This is a genomic window from Pseudomonas marginalis, assembly GCF_008692035.1.
Lineage (GTDB): Bacteria > Pseudomonadota > Gammaproteobacteria > Pseudomonadales > Pseudomonadaceae > Aquipseudomonas > Aquipseudomonas marginalis.
Window position 1 is genome coordinate 1,255,366 of the sequence record NZ_VTFG01000001.1, and the last position, 16,649, is coordinate 1,272,014.

Consider the following 16,649-nt stretch of genomic DNA (forward strand, 5'->3'; position numbering starts at 1 on the left):
GTCGGCACGCACCTGGAATATGCTGGCCGCTTACTTTTCCCAGAGCATGGCCACCCATGAGTGACCCACGCGACCAGGCCGTGCATTTCGGTCCTTACCGTGTCCACCCGCGCCAGCGCCTGGTGCTGGAGGCTGGTCGCCCATTGCGCTTGGGACGGCGGGCCGTGGACATCCTGCTGATCCTGCTGGAGCAGGCCGGCACAGTGGTGAGCAAGCAGGAACTGATCGCCCGGGTCTGGCCCAAGAGCGTGGTGGAAGACGGCAACCTGCGGGTGCACATGGCGGCGCTGCGCAAGGCCCTGGGCGATGGCCAGGCCGGGCAGCGCTATATCGTTACGGTGGCCCAGCGCGGCTACAGTTTTGTGGCGCCACTGAGCATCGAGCCGATGAGCCTACCGACCGAAGGCGCCCCCCAACGCCCGAGCCACAACCTGCCGCTGCGACGCACGCGCATGCTTGGCCGCCAGGCCCTGATCGACAGCCTGGTACAGCAGCTGCCCGAGAAACGCTTTATCACCCTGACCGGCGCCGGCGGCATCGGCAAGACCACCGTTGCCTTGCGCGTGGCGGAATTGTTGATCGGACATTACCGCGACGGTATTCGCCTGCTGGACCTGGCGCCCCTCAGCGCGCCGTCGATGATCCTGCCCAATCTCGCCGCGCTCCTCGACCTCACCCACACCGAGCATGAACCGTTGCCCGTGTTTGCGCGCCGCCTGCAGGAGCACCAGTTGCTGCTGGTGATCGACAACTGCGAACACCTGCTGGACGACATCGCGCTGATCAGCGAGGCCCTGCTGCGCCACGCGCCCCAATTGCACATCCTCGCCACCAGCCGCGAGGCCTTGCGCGCCGAGGGCGAGTCGGTGCAGCGCCTGGAACCCCTGGCCTGCCCGCCCGCCACCGGTAACCGCGCCCAGGCCCTGGGTTATCCGGCCCTGCAACTGCTGATCGAGCGGGCCATGTCCCATCAGGACAGCTTCGAACTGAGCGAAGCCGAACTGCCCCTGGCCATTGATATCTGCCAACGCCTGGACGGCATCCCCCTGGCAATCGAGTTGGTGGCCGCGCAGATCGAGCGCTTCGGCTTGCCCGGCCTGCTGGTGCAGATGGAAGACAACTTCCGCCTGCTCACCCGTGGCCGACGCAGCGCCCTGCCCCGCCATCAAACCCTGCGTGCCACCCTGGACTGGAGCTTCGAATTGCTCACCGGCTGCGAGCAAATCTGCCTGCGTCGCCTGGCGGTGTTCCGAGGTGGTTTCAGCCTGGCCAGTGCGGCGGCGGTGATCGCCGGGCAACAGGTTGCACCGGCCGAGGTGCTGGGTTCGATCACCCAGCTGGTGGCGAAATCCCTGCTCACGGTGGAAGCCGGGGATGACGAGGTGGTCTACCGCCTGCTGGACATCACCCGCACCTATGCCCTGGAAAAACTCAGCGTTGCCAATGAACTCGACGCCACCCGTGAACACCACGCCAAGCGCTGCCTGGTGCTGATGAACCAGGCGCAGGACGATTGGGAACAGACCGCCACCCAAACCTGGATCGACCGCTATGCGCCGCTGCGCGAAGACATTCGTGCCGCCCTCGACTGGGGCCTGGGCGACCAGGGCGTGCACCTGCTGGGTATTCGTCTCACCGTCAGCGCCATGCCGTTGTGGCAGGAGCTGTCGCTGCTGCGCGAACACGGACTGTACGTGGGCAAGGCCCTGGCGCGGCTGGGGCAATCGAGCACGCCGAGCCCGCACTTGAACATGGCCTTGCAGTTGGCCTTCGGCAGTTTTTCCTACCACACCCAGGGCGGTACGCCGCAGACCATCGAAGCCTTTGCCCATGCACGGCGCCTGGCCGAAGCCGACAGCAACCTGGTTGGCCAACTGCGCGCGGTGTCGGGGCAAATGGCGGTCAGCCTGTGTGGCGGCAACTACCGCGAGGCCCTGGAACAAAGCCTGCATTTCGACCGGTTGGGGCCGCAGGCCGAACCGTTGCTGGCCCTCAGCGCCCAACGCCTGAGGGTGCTGGCGCAGCACTTCGCCGGCAATCAGGTACTGGCGCAGCAGAATGCCGAACAGGTGATCCAGCGCATGGCCCAGAGCGGCCATCTCAACCGGTTTACCCACGGCTTTGGCGTGCAGTACGACCAGAGCGTGGCCTCGTTGACCATCCTCGCGCGCATCCTGTGGCTGCGCGGTTTTCCCGAACGTGCGTGGCGCACCGCCAGCCAGGCGCTGGAGCTGGCGTTGCAGATCAACCACGGCACGTCGATTTGCTACACCCTGGCCCTGGCCGGGGTGGTCATCGCCCACTGCAACGGCGACACCCTCGCGGCCCGCGACCGCTTGGACCTCCTCCTGCAACAGGCGCAAAAGCATTCGGTGCAGTTGTTCCACACCTGGGCGCAATGCTACGAAGGCACGGCGCAGATCGCCGATATGCAGGGATTGGGGCTGGTCGCAGACATCCTGGTGACCTTCAACGCCCGTGCAGTGGATGAGGCCTTGTTCGAACGCGCCCGGAGCGGTGCGGCCGGCTGGTGCAGCCCGGAAATCCTGCGCGTGCGTGCCGAGGCCATGGCCGATCCCCACGGGGCTGAGGCGCTGCTGCTCGAAGCCCTGGAGTTGGCACACCAGCAAGGCGCGCTGGCCTGGGAGCTGCGCTGTGCGGACTCCTTGGCGCGGCGGTGGCAACAGCAGGGTCGTGTGCAGGCCGCCCGCGACCTGCTGGGTTCGGTCTACGCGCGATTCAGCGAAGGCTTCGCCACCCAGGACCTAGTCCGCGTACGCCGCCTGCTCGACGAGTTGCAGGACAAACGGCCGGCCTGAGAACGCTCCCAGGTAATGCCCATAGCCCTGCTGCAAACGCGCCACCTGCTGCGGGTTGCGCAGGAGTGCCAGGCCATAGCTGCGCGTGCTGTTGAGCAGACGATAGCGCGGATAACCCGGACCGGGTTCGAGGCTCAGCAGCGAGGTGCCGACCAGCCGCCCGAGCAGGTACGACAAATCGGCGTGTTCCAGCTCGGTGCCGGCCACCAGCTTACCCAGGGTGGGCAAGGTCACGGCCATCTTGAACAGGCTCAGTTGCAGGAACAGCCAGCGCTCCGGCAGGCTCAGGCGCTCGTAGGTCCAGTCCAGGGCGGCGGTCAGGGATTGGTGGCGCTCCACCGCTGTGCGGCGGCCCCGGGTCAGTACCTGCACTCCACTGTGCAACTGCGCCTGTAGACCGCGCACGCCCAGCGCATCCACTTGGGCCGCCGCCAGTTCAAGGGCCAGGGGAATACCGTCGAGGCGCCGGCAGATGTCCCGCAATGGCGCCAGGTCCTGTCGGCGCAACACAAAGCCCTGTTGGCCGGCACACGCCCGGGCGACGAACAGTTGCACGGCGGGGAACGCCATCGCCTGTTCAACACTGCCCAGCGCCGACGGCGCCGGCACGCCCAGCGGGGGCACGCGCAACACCCATTCGCCTGGGGCCTGCAACGCTTCGCGACTGCTGACCAGCACGCTGACCTGGGGCGCATTTTCGCGCAGCGCCCGTAAAAGATGTCGACAGGCACCGAGCAGCAGGTCGGCGCCGTCGAGTACCAGCAGCAATTGCCGGGAGACCAGCTGGCGGCACAACTGCGTGACACTGCCGCCGGGTTCCAGCTGCAGGATCGTGGCCAGGTGGCGCAGCATCATCAGCGGCGCCTCCACCGTGGCCAGGTCGACCCACCACACACCGTCGCGGTAGCGCGGCAACACGCGCTCGGCCAGGGCCAGGGCCAAGGTGCTCTTGCCCACGCCGGCGCACCCGGTGAGGGTCATCAGGCGCTGCCCGGACACCCGCCGCACCAGCACGCCCAGCAGTTCATCGCGACCGATCAGCGGGCTGAGCCGGGGGGCAAGGTTATGCCGGGGCAGCAGCGCGGCAGCCGCGACCCGCACGGGGGCGGCGAAGCAGTAACCGCGCTGGGGGTCGTTGATAATCAAGCGTTGCCCGTCAAGGGCACGGCGCAGTGCGGCGATGTGCACCCGCAGGTTGTTCTCTTCCACCACGCTGCACGGCCAGACCCGCTCGATCAGGGTGGCCTTGCTGATAAATTGCCCTGGCGACTCCAGCAGCACCGCCAGAATATCCAAAGCCCGCCCGCCCAACGGCACCGGCCAACCCGCCTTGCTCACCAGCCGCTGCTGCCGATGAAAGGCATAGTCACCGAAGCGCACCGTGCTATCCGCGTCAATCGCCTGAGGCATATTCATGTCTGCAATCGCGCTGAAACGCCCGATCTTGGGCTTCCGCGCATCCTTTTCCATGGGCTCGACCTTATCTTGCCAGCTACCTGTAACAGGGCAATGCTGGCACAGGGAGCGATACGGACAATCGGGTGCGCGAGACGGACATCCTGTCGTTAACTGAACTGCTGGCGATATTGGGTCGGGTTGAGGCCGAGTTTTTCACTGAATAGAAAGCGCATGTGCCGCACGCTGCCGAAGCCTGCGTGGAACGCCACGGTCTTGAGCGGCAGGTCGGTGGTTTCCAGCAGTTGCCGGGCGCGGTCGATGCGCGCGCCCTGCAGGAAGGCCATGGGCGTCATCTGCACGTCCTTGGCGAACAGCCGGGCAAAGTGGCGCGGGCTCATGCCGGCCAGTTCGGCCATGGACTCGATGGTGAAGGGCTGGTCCAGATGGGCGAGCACATGGTTCTGCACCCGGGTGATCGCGGTTTCCTGGGGCGCCACGGACGCGGTCATCGGGCTGAACTGGGCCTGGCCGCCCTGGCGCTTCATCACCACCAGCAGCACCTTGGCCACATCCACCGCCACTTGCTTGCCATGGTCCTGGGCGACGATCGACAGCGCCAGGTCGATACCGGCGGTGACCCCGCCCGAGGTAATCAACCGCCCGTCCTGCAGGTAGATGCGATCCGTCTCGACGATGGCCTTGGGGAAGGCCTTGATCAGGCGCTCGGTGTAGTGCCAGTGGGTGGTCACGCGGCGTTCGTCGAGCAGCCCGGCGTGGCCCAGCACAAAGGCGCCGGTGCAGATCGAGCCGAAGCGCCGCGCCCGTGGCGCCGCCGCCTTGAGCCAGGGCAGCAGCGCCGGATGGCATTCGTTATAGGCACCCGGGCCGCCGGGCACCAGCAGCAGGTCATAAGCCGCCTGGGCCTGGTCCAGCAGCAGGTCGGACTGGACCAGCACCCCATTGGAGGCGCGCAACGGACCGGGCTCGGTACCCAGGGTGAGGATCTGGTAATGCTCGGCCGCCGGCAGGTAGCGGTTGGCAATGGAAAACACTTCGAGCGGCCCGGCCATGTCAAGCAGGAGGAAGTCCGGGAACAGCGCCATGGCCACGGTTTTCATACGGGAAGCATCCATCGAGGGGAAGAAAGCGAAAGGCATTATGGCATGGCTTTTACTGTCAATCTCAGGGAGACAGTTATTCAAATTTCAGCTTCTTAATGAATTTTCAGGTTGCCAGTAACCTTCTTCTCAACGCAAGCGCCCTGCATCTCGCAGCCCGCGCTCACTTGAGGACAAGACCATGCTGACCCTTCGCAAAGCTTCCGAACGCGGCGCCGCCAATCACGGTTGGTTGAAGTCGTTCCACACCTTCTCGTTCGCCAACTATTGGAACCCCGATGAACAGGGTTTTTCCGACCTGCTGGTGATCAACGACGACCGCGTCGCGGCCGGCAAAGGCTTCGGCCAACACCCGCACCGCGACATGGAGATTTTCTCCTATGTGCTTGAAGGCGCCCTGGAACACAAGGACACCCTGGGCACCGGCTCGGTGATTCGCCCCGGCGATGTGCAACTGATGAGCGCCGGCAGCGGCGTGGCCCACAGCGAGTTCAACCACAGCCAGACCCGTGGCGTGCACTTCCTGCAAATCTGGATCGTACCCGCCGTGGCCGGCGCCGAGCCGCGCTATCAACAGGAGCACTTCAGCGCAGCGCAGAAACAAGGGCGCCTGCAACTGATCATCTCGCCGGACGGCAGCGACGGCTCCCTGACCGTGCGCCAGGACGCCCGGGTGTACGCCGGACTGTTCAACGGCGACGAAGCCGCGACCCTCGACCTGCCGCCGGATCGTCACGTGTACATCCATGTGGCTCGGGGCAGCGTGGACATCAACGGCCAGCGCTTGCAGGAAGGCGACGGTGCCCGAGTGCGCGATGAGCGGCAAATCCGCCTGAGCCAGGGCCAGGATGCCGAGGTGCTGGTGTTCGACCTGCGCCCCCAGGAACGGCCACAGATGCCGTGACCGGCTCGGCGTTGGCCCTTTGAAACGGGCCATCGCTGGCATCGATAGTCACCATCATCCCAATGAAGTTCTCTTAAAAAATGCAACGCGTAACATCAAACCCATACCAGGCAACACCCAACTAAAACACTCGGAGCACACCCTCATGAAACGCCAAATCTTGCTTAGCCTCGCTTTCTCGGTACTCGCTGCAAACGCATTTGCCCACCCTGTTGTTGCTGAAGGCGGCGCGGCTCGCCTGATCGAAAGCCGTGTTGCTGAAGGTGGCTCGGATCGCCTGCTGGAACGTCGTGTTGCCGAAGGTGGCTCGGATCGCTTGCTGGAACGTCGTGTTGCCGAAGGTGGTGCTGATCGCTTGCAGCAACGCGGTATTGTTGAAGGTGGCGCTGATCGCCTGCAAGGCAACCGCGTCGCCGAAGATGGCGCCGACCGCCTGCAAGGCAACCGCGTCGCCGAAGATGGTGCCGATCGCCTGCAAGGCAACCGCGTTGCCGAAGGTGGCGCTGATCGCTTGCAGGAACGTGGCCTGGCCGAAGGCGGTGCCGATCGTTTGCAGCAACGCGGTATTGTTGAAGGCGGTGCCGATCGCCTGCTGGACAACCACGCTTAATCCCGCACTGTTCGCGGGGCACCCCAAACCGGCCTGATCAGCCGGTTTTTTTTCGCCTTCGATTAATGCAGGTCGCGGTCCACCCACACCACAGCCTTGCCGATCTGTTGCCGCGCTTCGATGCGCTCATGTACCTGATGCAGCGTTTCCAGCGTGTAATGCCCTTCGATAGCCACCGTCAACGTACCTTCGAGCATCGCCGCAAATACCGCGTTGGCGCGCCGTTGTACGCTCGCGCCGTCAGCCATATGGTCGGCCAGCCGGGGGCGCGTCAAAAACAGCGAGCCCGCCTCCCCCAGTTCCATCGGGTCGAGGTCGGTCAACGAACCCGAGACATTGCCATAGTTCACGATCAGGCCGCGCGTGCGGCAGGCGCGGAAGCTGTCACGCAGGGTGCTTTTGCCGAGCGAATCGAAGACCACATCCACTCCCTGCCCGCACGTGGCCTCCAACACCCGCTCGGCAAATCGGCCGCCGTCATAGACCCAGGCCTGGTGGGCCCCGCGCTCGTGGGCAATGGCACAGCGTTCAGCGGTGCTGCCGGTGGCGAACACCGTAGCCCCTGAGCGCCTGGCCATCTGCACCAGCAACTGGCCGATGCTGCCGCACGCAGCGTGGACCAGGCAGGTACTGCCGGCCTGCAACCTGGCGACATCCTCGATCAAGTAGTGGGCGGTACAGCCTTGAAACATCGCCGCAGCCGCTTGATCGAAGGCGATGGCACCGGGAATCTGCGCCACCTTGGCCGCGGGCACCAGGGCGTACTCGGCGAAGGCGCCCCAGGCGATGCACCACGCCACCCGGTCGCCGACGGCCAAATGGCTGACGCCTGCGCCGACTTCCACCACCACGCCGGCGCCCTCCATACCCAAGGTGCAGGGCAGGCGCACCGGATAGGTCGACGACTGCGCATATTTGCCCTGCCGGGTATGGATATCCATGAAGTTGATCCCGGCGCACGCCACCTTGACCAGCACATGCCCGGCCAACACCTGGGGTTTGGGGACGTCATGGCGCAATTGGACGACTTCAGGGCCGCCGTAGGTTTGCAAGGTAATGGCTTTCATCGGGGACAACTCCGTGTGCACTGGGAAGCGGCCATGGTAAAAGGACGCTCTCAGTAGGAAAATTCCCCAAAGCTTCCCAACCTCCGTGCGGAAATAACCCGATGTTCGATTGGCAGGACCTGTATTACTTCACGGTATTGGCACGTAGCCAGTCGTTGTCGGCGGCCGCCCGCGAGTTGCAGGTGGAGCACGCCACCGTCGGGCGCCGCGTCGATGCGCTGGAAAAAGCCCTCGGCGTCAAACTGGTGGACCGCCTGCCGCGCAGCCGCCCGCTGACCGCGCAAGGCCTGGCATTGGCGGAGTTGGCGGCGGGCATGGACGACATGGCGACCCAGGTGATGCGCCTGTCGCGGGTCGCGTCGATCGAAATGGCCGGCACGGTGCGGGTCAGTTGCCCGCCGTCTATCGCCCACTATTGCATTGCGCCCCATATAGCGCGGCTGCGCGCCCAATACCCGCAGTTGAACCTGGTGCTGATGCCGTCGACCCAACTGGCCGCGCTGGACAAAGGTGAAGCGGATATTGCCCTGCGCACGGTGCGTCCCGATGAGGAAGCCCTGGTACGCAGGAAAGTCGGGGTGGTGCGCTTCGGGCTGTATGGCCCGCCGACGTTCCAGCAATTGCCGGCTGCGCAGTGGACTTTCATCGCCTACGACAGCAGCCGTGACCACCTGCCCCAGCAAGCCTGGATGCACCAACTGCGCGCCGGCCGTGAGATCGCGTTTGCCGCAAGCGACCTGGCCACCCAGCAAATGGCGGCCAGGGCCCAGGTCGGCGCGGTGGTGCTGCCGACCCTGGTGGGCGATCACGACCCGTTGCTGGTCAGGCTGCCCACTGCGGTCGAAGGCCCTTTGCGTGATATCTGGCTCACGGTGTACCCCGACATGCGCCGCTCGCCGTCCGTGAAGGTGGTCATGGAGTTTCTGGTGGCGTGCATCGAGGCCGAAGTGCAGTTGCGCCGTTGAGCCCATCCGAGGGGACGGCCGCCAACCTTCGGGGCGCTCTGCAGGCGTTTTTTTGCCTGAGAAGGTCAACGCTTAAACCTGCACCCGTCAAAAAAAATCGTTGGAACTAAAATACTTATCGAGCATTAAGAGTTTGCACTAGCATATGTGTAAGTCGGTACAACCTGCCGTGAAATATTCCCCTAATCCCCCCTGCGCTCGTAAAAACCAAGTGGTGAATGTTAAAATTTGTCACGTTTTAGCGGAATCAATTCGATTAGTATCTAAACGCTAGCAGCGATTGAACTGACGGCCTTGCATGCCGGAAAAGGGAGTAGGTGATGCATTTTTCCAACGTCCTCGCTATTGCACGGACTCAATCGAAATCAGAGGACTTTCGGGCGCTTTTAGTTCGCACTGTAGCGAATAATTTAAAAGTCGATACACGTTGCTACGGACAACTAATTGACACCCAGGAAAGCCACGTACATTACCGTGCCATCATTATAGAAATTGATACACCCTCCGCCAGCAATATGAGCCTGGACATAATAAAAAAAGCGCGAACTGAAAACCCCGACTGCACGATATTCGTCGTGATCACCTTTGCGTCGACCCTGAGCAAAACAAAATACTACCTGGCTGGCGCCGATTACTGCATCAAGGTAATCGAAACTTCACCCGAAAAAAAGTTGAACCTGTTTGATGCCTTTCTCAGTGAAAGCGCTCGACTCAATCAGTGCGACCTGATTCTCGACCAGGACCGCATGTGCCTGTATGGCGACGGGAAAAAGTTGGAAATATCCTTCGTCGAAATGAAAGTATTGGAAGCGCTTATTCAGAACCGACTGCTCAGTCATAATGAGATCGCCCGTGTCATGGGACTTAATACCAAGTACTACGACTCCCGCGCACTGGAAAAATCCATCAGCCGTTTGCGCAGTAAAATCAAGGCGCACTACGGTGAAAACATCATCCAAAATATTCGCGGTTATGGTTATAAACTCAGCCGGGGTCTTATTTGCGCCAGCCATTTCCAACCCACTAAGGAGGGGCCGAGCCGTGAATAGTGAAAAAACGCCCCCTGTACATACCCCGCACTTCAAGATCATCAGGCAAGCCATCGTTGATCGCGGTCATGCCTGGTGGGGGAGCGAAATCAGCGTAGCGGATGGCGTTGATCCCGCACAACTTGAAAGTGCCTGCACTGAGGCCTTGCGCCATATCCACCCACCGCGCAAAACGCTTAAGGCAGTCAGCCCGGCGACGAGTCATACGCTTCTGCGCATGGGTCAATCGGCCCTGATGAACGACGACATCCTCAAGGCGATCATTCAGGCCGCGCAGGCATTGGAATCCTACAAACAACCCTTCACCCTCAGTCTCGACAACCCACTGGACGCCCTGCCCGGTCCGGTAGAACGCCGGGCGATGGTGCGTCAGTTGTATAAGTTGAAAGACCATAGCGGTATCACGTTGGCCTACAACAACTACAGACTCGATACAAAGCCGGCAGACCTGCTGGTCGACCTCGAGCTCTACGACTATATAAAAATGCCCTTTCCGGATTCTGCCCTCAGGCTCAGCCTCAACACGCGTTCGGACCTGTACGACCGGCTTTACGATCACATGCTGGAACTGATCAGTGCCTGCAGGGTCTGCTTCATCGCCGATCAGGTCGAGTTTGCCGACAGCGCCATGCTGGCTAAAAACTTGCCGTTCGAATACTTTCAGGGCGGCTATTACTCCCCCGCTGACTGCCTTTAACAACTGCATCTTCCTGATATGGGTGGACCCTATGAGTTCTTTCAAGAAACACGCCTTCGCTCCAACACTTGCGTCTATCGCACTGCAGGACTTCACGCCCAACGCAGAGTTCTTCTATTACGATGTAAACGCCCCGGCAACCACAGACCCCGCCGATACAAATCCGGCGTTTTCCCAACCACAGATCACCCCGCATTTTAATACCTACATTATTACCCACACCCTTAACTTGCCCTCACAATCGTTTAACCCCAAGCGGCAAGAATCCAGAATGCCAACCGCCAAGGCCCCTGACAGCGCGCCGAATAACCATACGCGTACTCAAGAGATCAGCGCCGAACGAACGCCACTGTATCCACAGGATTTCTGGCTGCTCACCCAACATGATCGCGCACTGGTCAAGGGCGGCCTGCGCATTTCATTGACCACTATTGAATCGGCGCTGATTAAAAAGATGCTGCACCATGAAGAACGCGTGGTCAGCAAAGAAGAGTTGATCCGTAATATAGGTCGTGAACCCGATTTATATCGCGGATTGGAAATGTGCCTGAGTCGTTTGCAGGAAAAGTTCAAGCGGGTCAACGACGGTGAGCGCCTGTTTCGTGCGGTAAGAAACCGTGGTTATTGCCTGACGCAAAAAATCAAAAAGCCGCTCGAGCTTAGTCAGCCACGCCGTTAACAAAAACAAAAATAACCCAGACTTTTTAATTCACCCTGCCTATTAAAAACTCTTCTACCTGCCCTTTTATAACATCCACTTCGCCAGACCCTCCTGACCTTGTTATAAGTCGTCAGCCACTGCCCCCTGCCGTTCATTACTATCAATGGGCACGCGCCTGCGCGTGCCTGTCGTTTATAAAAGTTAACCGTTAACCCTTAACGCCTGCCACCACGTGCGCGGTCATCACCGGGAGCAGAACTATGCTTAATAACACTAGAATGCATCGCAACCTGACCCCCAGGGGTTTGACGTTCTGGGGGCAATGGACACTCGCATCGAGCTTAGTTGTTGCACTGTTATTTACGCTGGTTATCTTGAAGACTGGCCAACTGGAGTATTACTACCGCGTCCTGGCCGCCTTTACGATATTGGCCTCTCTCCCGGCGTATACCTTGTGCGATGTCTACAGCAAGAAAGATGATTATGCCGTGGGCCTTGGACGCTTGTTCATGGGCTGGCTGTTAACCATGGGTATATTGTTTGCCGTGGGCGTAGCCTGTAATGCCAGCGCACTGTTCCCTGTGGAAACCTTATTACTCTGGGCGGCGGTCAGTTACCCGTTATTGGCATTGTGTTACATACCGCTGCACAGCCTGTCCCGGTATTACCACCGCCAACTTCACGAACGCCAAAAATCATTGATCGTGGGCACTGGCAAGCTTGCGGTGGACCTGGCCAGGACCCTCTCACGGCAAAAACGCTCGCCCCTGGTGGGTCTGGTCGGCAGCCGTGCCGAGGCGACCGAGGATGCGCAAGCGCAGATCCTCGGCGAGCTGCCGCAACTGCCCCAATTGATCCGGCAACACGGCATCCGTCGGCTCTACATCACCCATTCATTGCAGGACGCCACCCACATTGAGGCGTTGTACCTCAACCTGCTGGAGATCAGCGTGGATGTGATCTGGGTGCCCGACCTCAATAACATGCTGCTGCTCAACCATTGCGTGGCCGAAGTGGATGGACTGCCGGCGATCTACCTCAACGAAAGCCCGCTGACCAGCCGCCCCACCGCGGCGCTGAGCAAGTCGCTGCTGGACAAGAGCCTGGCGGCTCTGGCAATCATCGTGCTGAGCCCGCTGCTGCTGCTGGTCGCCCTGCTGATCAAGCTGACGTCCCCCGGCCCGGTGATCTTCAAGCAGGACCGCCACGGCTGGAATGGCGAGGTGATCAAGGTGTGGAAATTCCGCTCCATGCGTGTGCATGACGACCATGAGGTACGCCAGGCCAGTCGCAACGATTCGCGCATTACGCCGGTCGGCCGGTTTATCCGGCGCACCTCCATCGACGAATTGCCGCAGCTGTTCAACGTGCTGCAAGGCCACATGGCACTGGTCGGCCCACGCCCCCATGCGATTGCACACAACGACTACTACTCGGGCAAAATCCGCGCCTACATGGCCCGCCATCGGATCAAACCCGGCATCACCGGCCTGGCCCAGGTCAATGGCTGCCGGGGCGAGACCGAGACCCTGGAAAAGATGCAACAGCGCGTCGACATCGACCTGCGCTACATCAACACCTGGTCGCTGTGGCTGGACATCAAGATTCTGCTGAAGACGCCGTTTACGCTGCTGTCCAAGGACATCTACTGATAGCCGACAATCAATACAGTTCAAATGTGGGAGGGGCTGCGCGGCAGCCCAAAAACCAGGCCCAGAGGAGTGCCTGATACACCGCATTCGTCTTCATCAGGGGCGCTTCGCACCCCAACGCGGGCGGTGCGACGCTTCGCCAAGCCCGCTCACCACAAAGGTCCCAGTTTGCTGCGCGACAGCGCTACGTCGAAGAGGTAGCGGGGTCTATTCAGTGATCTTGTCGATGTTCTTGTAGAACAGCTCACTGTCGCGCCCATCGGTCATCGAATGCAGTGAGTAGGCGCGGTTCAAGCGTGCGCCGCCATCGCGGGTCAGCGGTGCCCATACCAGGTTGGCGCGCCGCATCGTCGACAGGCTCATCAACTCATCGAACGGAATGGACAGGTACAGGCCTTTGTCGAAGCTGCCTTCGCCGTACTCTGCGCTGGATGCAGTGGTGCGGGTGATCCACGCGCCAATCCGCACACCATTGTTGAATTCCCGCGACAGGTCCAGGGTCGCGCCCCAGTCCCTGGCCAGGTAGCGCCCCACACTCAAGGCGCCCTGAATGTTGAAGGGCAGATCGGTATAGCCGGTGATATGCCCGGTGACGGTGCGGTAATCGCGCAAGCTGAAATCCTGCTCGAAACCGCGCTGGCGCACGTAGTTCAGGTCGGCTCCCAACGCCCAGCGCTGGCCCATGGGGCGGTACAGCACTTCACTGCCGACACCGGCGTACATCGACTCCAGCAAACCACCGTAGACCATGCCGTAGAGGTCCTGGTCCAACTGCTGCGCATGGTTGAGCTGGAAGGTCGGCAGGGTCACATCGGAGGTGGTCATGTACCGGCGCAGGTCGGTCCGCACCCGGGGCAAGCCACTGGGCGCATCGTAGGTAAACCCGTCGTAGTTGTTCAGCAGGTTGACGCTGAGCAGGCCGCTCCACCAGGTATTGCGGGTGAAACGATACTCGCCGTCGAGGTCGGCGGACACCTGGTAGAGCAAGCCATCCGGCCCGCCGACGTTCTGCTTGTAGCCCAGCCCCACACCATAGGTGAAGGGTTTGGGTGGCTGGGTGTACAGCACTGTCTGGCTGCGGTTGCTGGCGCGATTGACCTCGACCTGGCGATGCAGGTTCTGCAGGTCCTCGCGGTGGTTGACCACCTCGCGAAAGGTCTCGCGCGGCACGCTGGTTTCTTCGATCGGCATGGCGTAGCGCTCGCTCACCAGGGTGAACCAATCGATCTGGTCATTCACACTGTTATCCAGAATCCGACTGGCGCGGCCCACCGCCTTGGCGCTGTAGAAGTAGCGCTGCTGTTCGCCGTACACCAACAATTCCGGCCCGCGCTGGGTAATGCGCTGCACGTTGTAGCCGGCATTATCGTGCAGGCGCCGGGATACGGCGGCCCAATCCACCTGGTCCATCGGTGTGGTCGGGGCCCTGGCAGGCAGCTTGGGGGCCGGTGGGTCGTAGGTTTTTACCGGGGCTTTGCGGCTGACGAAATTGGTGTGCAGGGTGATGCCGAACATGGCGGTGTTGCCACGTTCCCAGGCGGCACTCACATCGATGGAGTCGGCCAGCTTGTAGACCAGGCCAAGGTTGATGGGCGAGTCCTGGCGCTGGTTGTTGTCGCGGGGTTCGTTCTGATAGTCGTTACCCTCGTACTCCAGCTTGAGGCTCAGCGGTGCCCAGGGCGTCTGATAGGCAATCCCGCCGAACAACGCGGGCCGGCCGCGAAAGTAGCCGTTGGAAAAACTGCCGGACCCTTCGGCGGTGGGCCGCTGGTTGAAACGATCATCCAAGGCGCCCAACGGGTTGCCGAAATCACCGCGACTGCCCAGGTACCCCCAGGCGATGCCGGCACTGAAATCCACGTCACCGTAGCGCTTGTTGGCCACCAGGTACTCGCTGGAAAACAACCCGGTGCCACCCAGGTCCATGAACCCCAGCGCCACCTCGGGCAGCCAGTGGTTTTCCTGATACAGGCGCACTTTGGCGTCGACGGCCTTGTCCTTATAGCTCTGGCCGCCGCTGAAGGACTCGGCGCCATAGGGGCGGTTGGTGATCGCGGTGTAGCGAAAGGTGCCCTCCAGCCAGTCCAGGGGTTGCGCCGAAAAACTGTAGCGGCTGTAGGGTTCGGTGCGGTTGGCATTCACGCTGAGTTCGCCGGCGGGCGCCATGCGGGCGGTGGGGGTTTGCAGCAGCCCGACGCCGCCGAAATCGCTTTGGGTGTAACGGGGATCGCCATGGGCGACGCCACAGGGCACCAGCAGCACGGCTGCAATACATAATTTCAAGGCGTGACCTCGGCCAGGGGTTGGGTGGCAAGAAACTCGGCCAGTTGCTGATTGAGCTCGGGGGTGAGCGGGTCCAGGTCGTCGCTGCGGATCGGTACCAGCAACGTGCTGCCCGGCGCGGGAGGCGTGCCCTCCTCGCGATTCCATGCCGCGATACCCAGGCGCTTGACATGGCCGTCGGGCTGGATCAGCCACAGGTAATCGCGGTCCGCTTCCGCCAGGGCCGGACAGGCGTGGAGGTAATCGAGGGGCCGCTGCATCGGCTGGAATGCCAACGTGCAGGCTGCGGCGACGGCCCCCACCACGCGCACGCTGTGCGGCCTCGGCGGATAGACCAGGCGGTCGCCCTCACTGACCAGCGGGTTCGGCGCAAAGCCGACTTCCACCGCCACCGGATCCAGCATCGCCCGTTGGCGGCCGGTCACCGGCAAGGCCTGCACCTGTTGATAGAGCCGAGCCGCCGCATGCGCGCGACCTTCGCGACCGGCCGCCAACGCCGCACGCTGCAGGGTTTGCAGGTCAAACAGCACACCGGCCTTGAGCCGTGCCTGCTGTGCCAGCAAGGGTTGGCGCAGCCAGGCCGCACCGAGCCAATAGCCCTGGGCATCCGGTTGCGACGCGGTGATCACATCCAGCAAGCGCGCCTCGGGCGCCAAGGGGATCGGCCCCGGATTGCGCACCTCGCCGCTGACGGTCATCGCCGCCAGGGTCACACTGGCGCCACTGCACAACAGCACCAGCGCGGCCAATTTTCGCAGCATCATGGGGCATCCTTGCGGGTCGGTTGCAGTTGGGTAATGGTGAGCGTCAGGTCGGGCGTCAGGTGCTGCTCGCTCTGCACGATAAAACCGTCGCCGGGGTCGACCCAGTAACGGTTACGCGCGTGAAAGCCGGCGGCCTCGATGTCTTCATCCACCCGCAGCAAGGCATAGGATTTGTCGAGAATCTCGACGCTCTCCAGCCCCTGGCGCGTCATGCGGCTGTTGACCGTAACGCCCAGGCGATAGCCGTCGACCACGTCGATCTGGCGCGTGCTGCGATAGCCGTCCGGGACACGATGCAACCCTTGCTGGAACGGTGACCGGCCTTGCCAGCGCGTGCCATCCAGGTCAGTGCCCAGGCCCACCGTGCGCACCACCAGACCGTCGCGCAGCAGCAGCACCTGTTTGCCGGATGCCACCCAGAACTGCAGGTCGTCACGCTGGCGGATCAGCGCCATTACCCCTGCGCCGGACACCGTGGTGACCTTGATCTGGGGGAACGGCACCGCATCCACCTGGGCCTGGCTCAACACCAGCGGCGGCGGCCCGCCGACGGCAGCCCTGAAGGTATCCAGCGAGGCCTGCATCAGCGGATTGCAGCCAGCCAACAGCCACGCCAACCCTGCGTACGTACCGATTTTCAAACTGTTCACGCAGGTACCACC

Annotated in this window: 14 protein-coding genes; 8 read left to right on the top strand and 6 right to left on the bottom strand. The window is 62.1% G+C overall.

Going from position 1 to position 16,649, the window contains the following annotated elements:
• Positions 1–56 precede the first annotated feature (56 nt).
• The gene (locus FX984_RS05385) at positions 57–2,819 is read left to right on the top strand and encodes an ATP-binding protein (protein WP_146477991.1); all 2,763 of its coding nucleotides are present in this window, start codon (positions 57–59) and stop codon (positions 2,817–2,819) included.
• Here the strand turns inward: FX984_RS05385 and FX984_RS05390 are convergent.
• Positions 2,766–4,289: an ATP-binding protein gene (locus FX984_RS05390; protein ID WP_146477990.1), complete on the bottom strand. Its 1,524-nt coding sequence runs from the start codon at positions 4,287–4,289 to the stop codon at positions 2,766–2,768. The two genes, FX984_RS05385 and FX984_RS05390, sit on opposite strands and share 54 nt — an antisense overlap.
• A 95-nt stretch (positions 4,290–4,384) precedes the next feature.
• Positions 4,385–5,335, bottom strand: a complete 951-nt coding sequence (locus FX984_RS05395; RefSeq protein ID WP_027608664.1) for a GlxA family transcriptional regulator — start codon at positions 5,333–5,335, stop codon at positions 4,385–4,387.
• Between the two features lie 181 nt (positions 5,336–5,516).
• Between FX984_RS05395 and FX984_RS05400 the strand changes: the two genes are divergently transcribed.
• Both FX984_RS05400 and FX984_RS05405 read left to right on the top strand, forming a co-directional pair.
• Positions 5,517–6,239 (top strand): pirin family protein, encoded by a 723-nt coding sequence (locus tag FX984_RS05400; protein WP_027608665.1) that lies wholly within the window; start codon positions 5,517–5,519, stop codon positions 6,237–6,239.
• Positions 6,240–6,384: 145 nt separating this feature from the next.
• The gene (locus FX984_RS05405; RefSeq protein ID WP_081744503.1) at positions 6,385–6,849 is read left to right on the top strand and encodes a phage infection protein; all 465 of its coding nucleotides are present in this window, start codon (positions 6,385–6,387) and stop codon (positions 6,847–6,849) included.
• Between the two features lie 62 nt (positions 6,850–6,911).
• Here the strand turns inward: FX984_RS05405 and FX984_RS05410 are convergent, their stop codons facing one another.
• Positions 6,912–7,916, bottom strand: a complete 1,005-nt coding sequence (locus tag FX984_RS05410) for a quinone oxidoreductase family protein (RefSeq protein ID WP_027608666.1) — start codon at positions 7,914–7,916, stop codon at positions 6,912–6,914.
• Between the two features lie 101 nt (positions 7,917–8,017).
• Here FX984_RS05410 and FX984_RS05415 point away from each other — a divergent pair, with 101 nt between their 5' ends.
• The 5 genes from FX984_RS05415 (at position 8,018) to FX984_RS05435 (ending at position 12,940) form a co-directional block, all read left to right on the top strand.
• The gene (locus FX984_RS05415; RefSeq protein WP_027608667.1) at positions 8,018–8,881 is read left to right on the top strand and encodes a LysR family transcriptional regulator; all 864 of its coding nucleotides are present in this window, start codon (positions 8,018–8,020) and stop codon (positions 8,879–8,881) included.
• 320 nt (positions 8,882–9,201) lie between these two features.
• Entirely contained in the window at positions 9,202–9,930 is a 729-nt protein-coding gene (locus FX984_RS05420) for a winged helix-turn-helix domain-containing protein (protein WP_027608668.1), read from the top strand.
• Positions 9,923–10,627, top strand: coding sequence for a YuxH family protein (locus FX984_RS05425; protein ID WP_146477989.1), 705 nt, complete (start codon positions 9,923–9,925; stop codon positions 10,625–10,627). Before FX984_RS05420 ends, FX984_RS05425 begins: the two co-directional genes overlap by 8 nt.
• 31 nt (positions 10,628–10,658) lie before the next feature.
• On the top strand, positions 10,659–11,306 hold the full coding sequence (locus tag FX984_RS05430; RefSeq protein WP_065925171.1) for a winged helix-turn-helix domain-containing protein: 648 nt from the start codon (positions 10,659–10,661) through the stop codon (positions 11,304–11,306).
• Positions 11,307–11,548: 242 nt separating this feature from the next.
• Positions 11,549–12,940, top strand: coding sequence for an undecaprenyl-phosphate glucose phosphotransferase (locus FX984_RS05435; protein ID WP_027608671.1), 1,392 nt, complete (start codon positions 11,549–11,551; stop codon positions 12,938–12,940).
• 207 nt (positions 12,941–13,147) lie between these two features.
• On the opposite strand, the gene FX984_RS05440 is transcribed toward FX984_RS05435, so the two are convergent.
• From FX984_RS05440 to FX984_RS05450, 3 genes are read right to left on the bottom strand one after another with little or no spacing between them, the layout of a single operon-like run.
• Positions 13,148–15,223, bottom strand: coding sequence for a YjbH domain-containing protein (locus tag FX984_RS05440; protein ID WP_098479268.1), 2,076 nt, complete (start codon positions 15,221–15,223; stop codon positions 13,148–13,150).
• Positions 15,220–15,987: a capsule biosynthesis GfcC family protein gene (locus FX984_RS05445; RefSeq protein WP_146477987.1), complete on the bottom strand. Its 768-nt coding sequence runs from the start codon at positions 15,985–15,987 to the stop codon at positions 15,220–15,222. Before FX984_RS05445 ends, FX984_RS05440 begins: the two co-directional genes overlap by 4 nt.
• Complete coding sequence (locus FX984_RS05450; RefSeq protein WP_223841601.1) at positions 15,984–16,637, bottom strand: YjbF family lipoprotein; 654 nt, start codon at positions 16,635–16,637, stop codon at positions 15,984–15,986. The genes FX984_RS05445 and FX984_RS05450 overlap by 4 nt, the downstream gene beginning before the upstream one ends.
• Between the last annotated feature and the right edge of the window lie 12 nt (positions 16,638–16,649).

Coding starts and splice junctions, on each gene's coding strand:
- FX984_RS05420 (WP_027608668.1), top strand. CDS start 9,202: ATGCATTTTTCCAACGTCCTCGCTATTGCACGGACTCAATCGAAATCA.
- FX984_RS05400 (WP_027608665.1), top strand. CDS start 5,517: ATGCTGACCCTTCGCAAAGCTTCCGAACGCGGCGCCGCCAATCACGGT.
- FX984_RS05415 (WP_027608667.1), top strand. CDS start 8,018: ATGTTCGATTGGCAGGACCTGTATTACTTCACGGTATTGGCACGTAGC.
- FX984_RS05395 (WP_027608664.1), bottom strand. CDS start 5,335: ATGAAAACCGTGGCCATGGCGCTGTTCCCGGACTTCCTCCTGCTTGAC.
- FX984_RS05410 (WP_027608666.1), bottom strand. CDS start 7,916: ATGAAAGCCATTACCTTGCAAACCTACGGCGGCCCTGAAGTCGTCCAA.
- FX984_RS05390 (WP_146477990.1), bottom strand. CDS start 4,289: ATGGAAAAGGATGCGCGGAAGCCCAAGATCGGGCGTTTCAGCGCGATT.
- FX984_RS05445 (WP_146477987.1), bottom strand. CDS start 15,987: ATGATGCTGCGAAAATTGGCCGCGCTGGTGCTGTTGTGCAGTGGCGCC.
- FX984_RS05435 (WP_027608671.1), top strand. CDS start 11,549: ATGCTTAATAACACTAGAATGCATCGCAACCTGACCCCCAGGGGTTTG.
- FX984_RS05405 (WP_081744503.1), top strand. CDS start 6,385: ATGAAACGCCAAATCTTGCTTAGCCTCGCTTTCTCGGTACTCGCTGCA.
- FX984_RS05385 (WP_146477991.1), top strand. CDS start 57: ATGAGTGACCCACGCGACCAGGCCGTGCATTTCGGTCCTTACCGTGTC.
- FX984_RS05430 (WP_065925171.1), top strand. CDS start 10,659: ATGAGTTCTTTCAAGAAACACGCCTTCGCTCCAACACTTGCGTCTATC.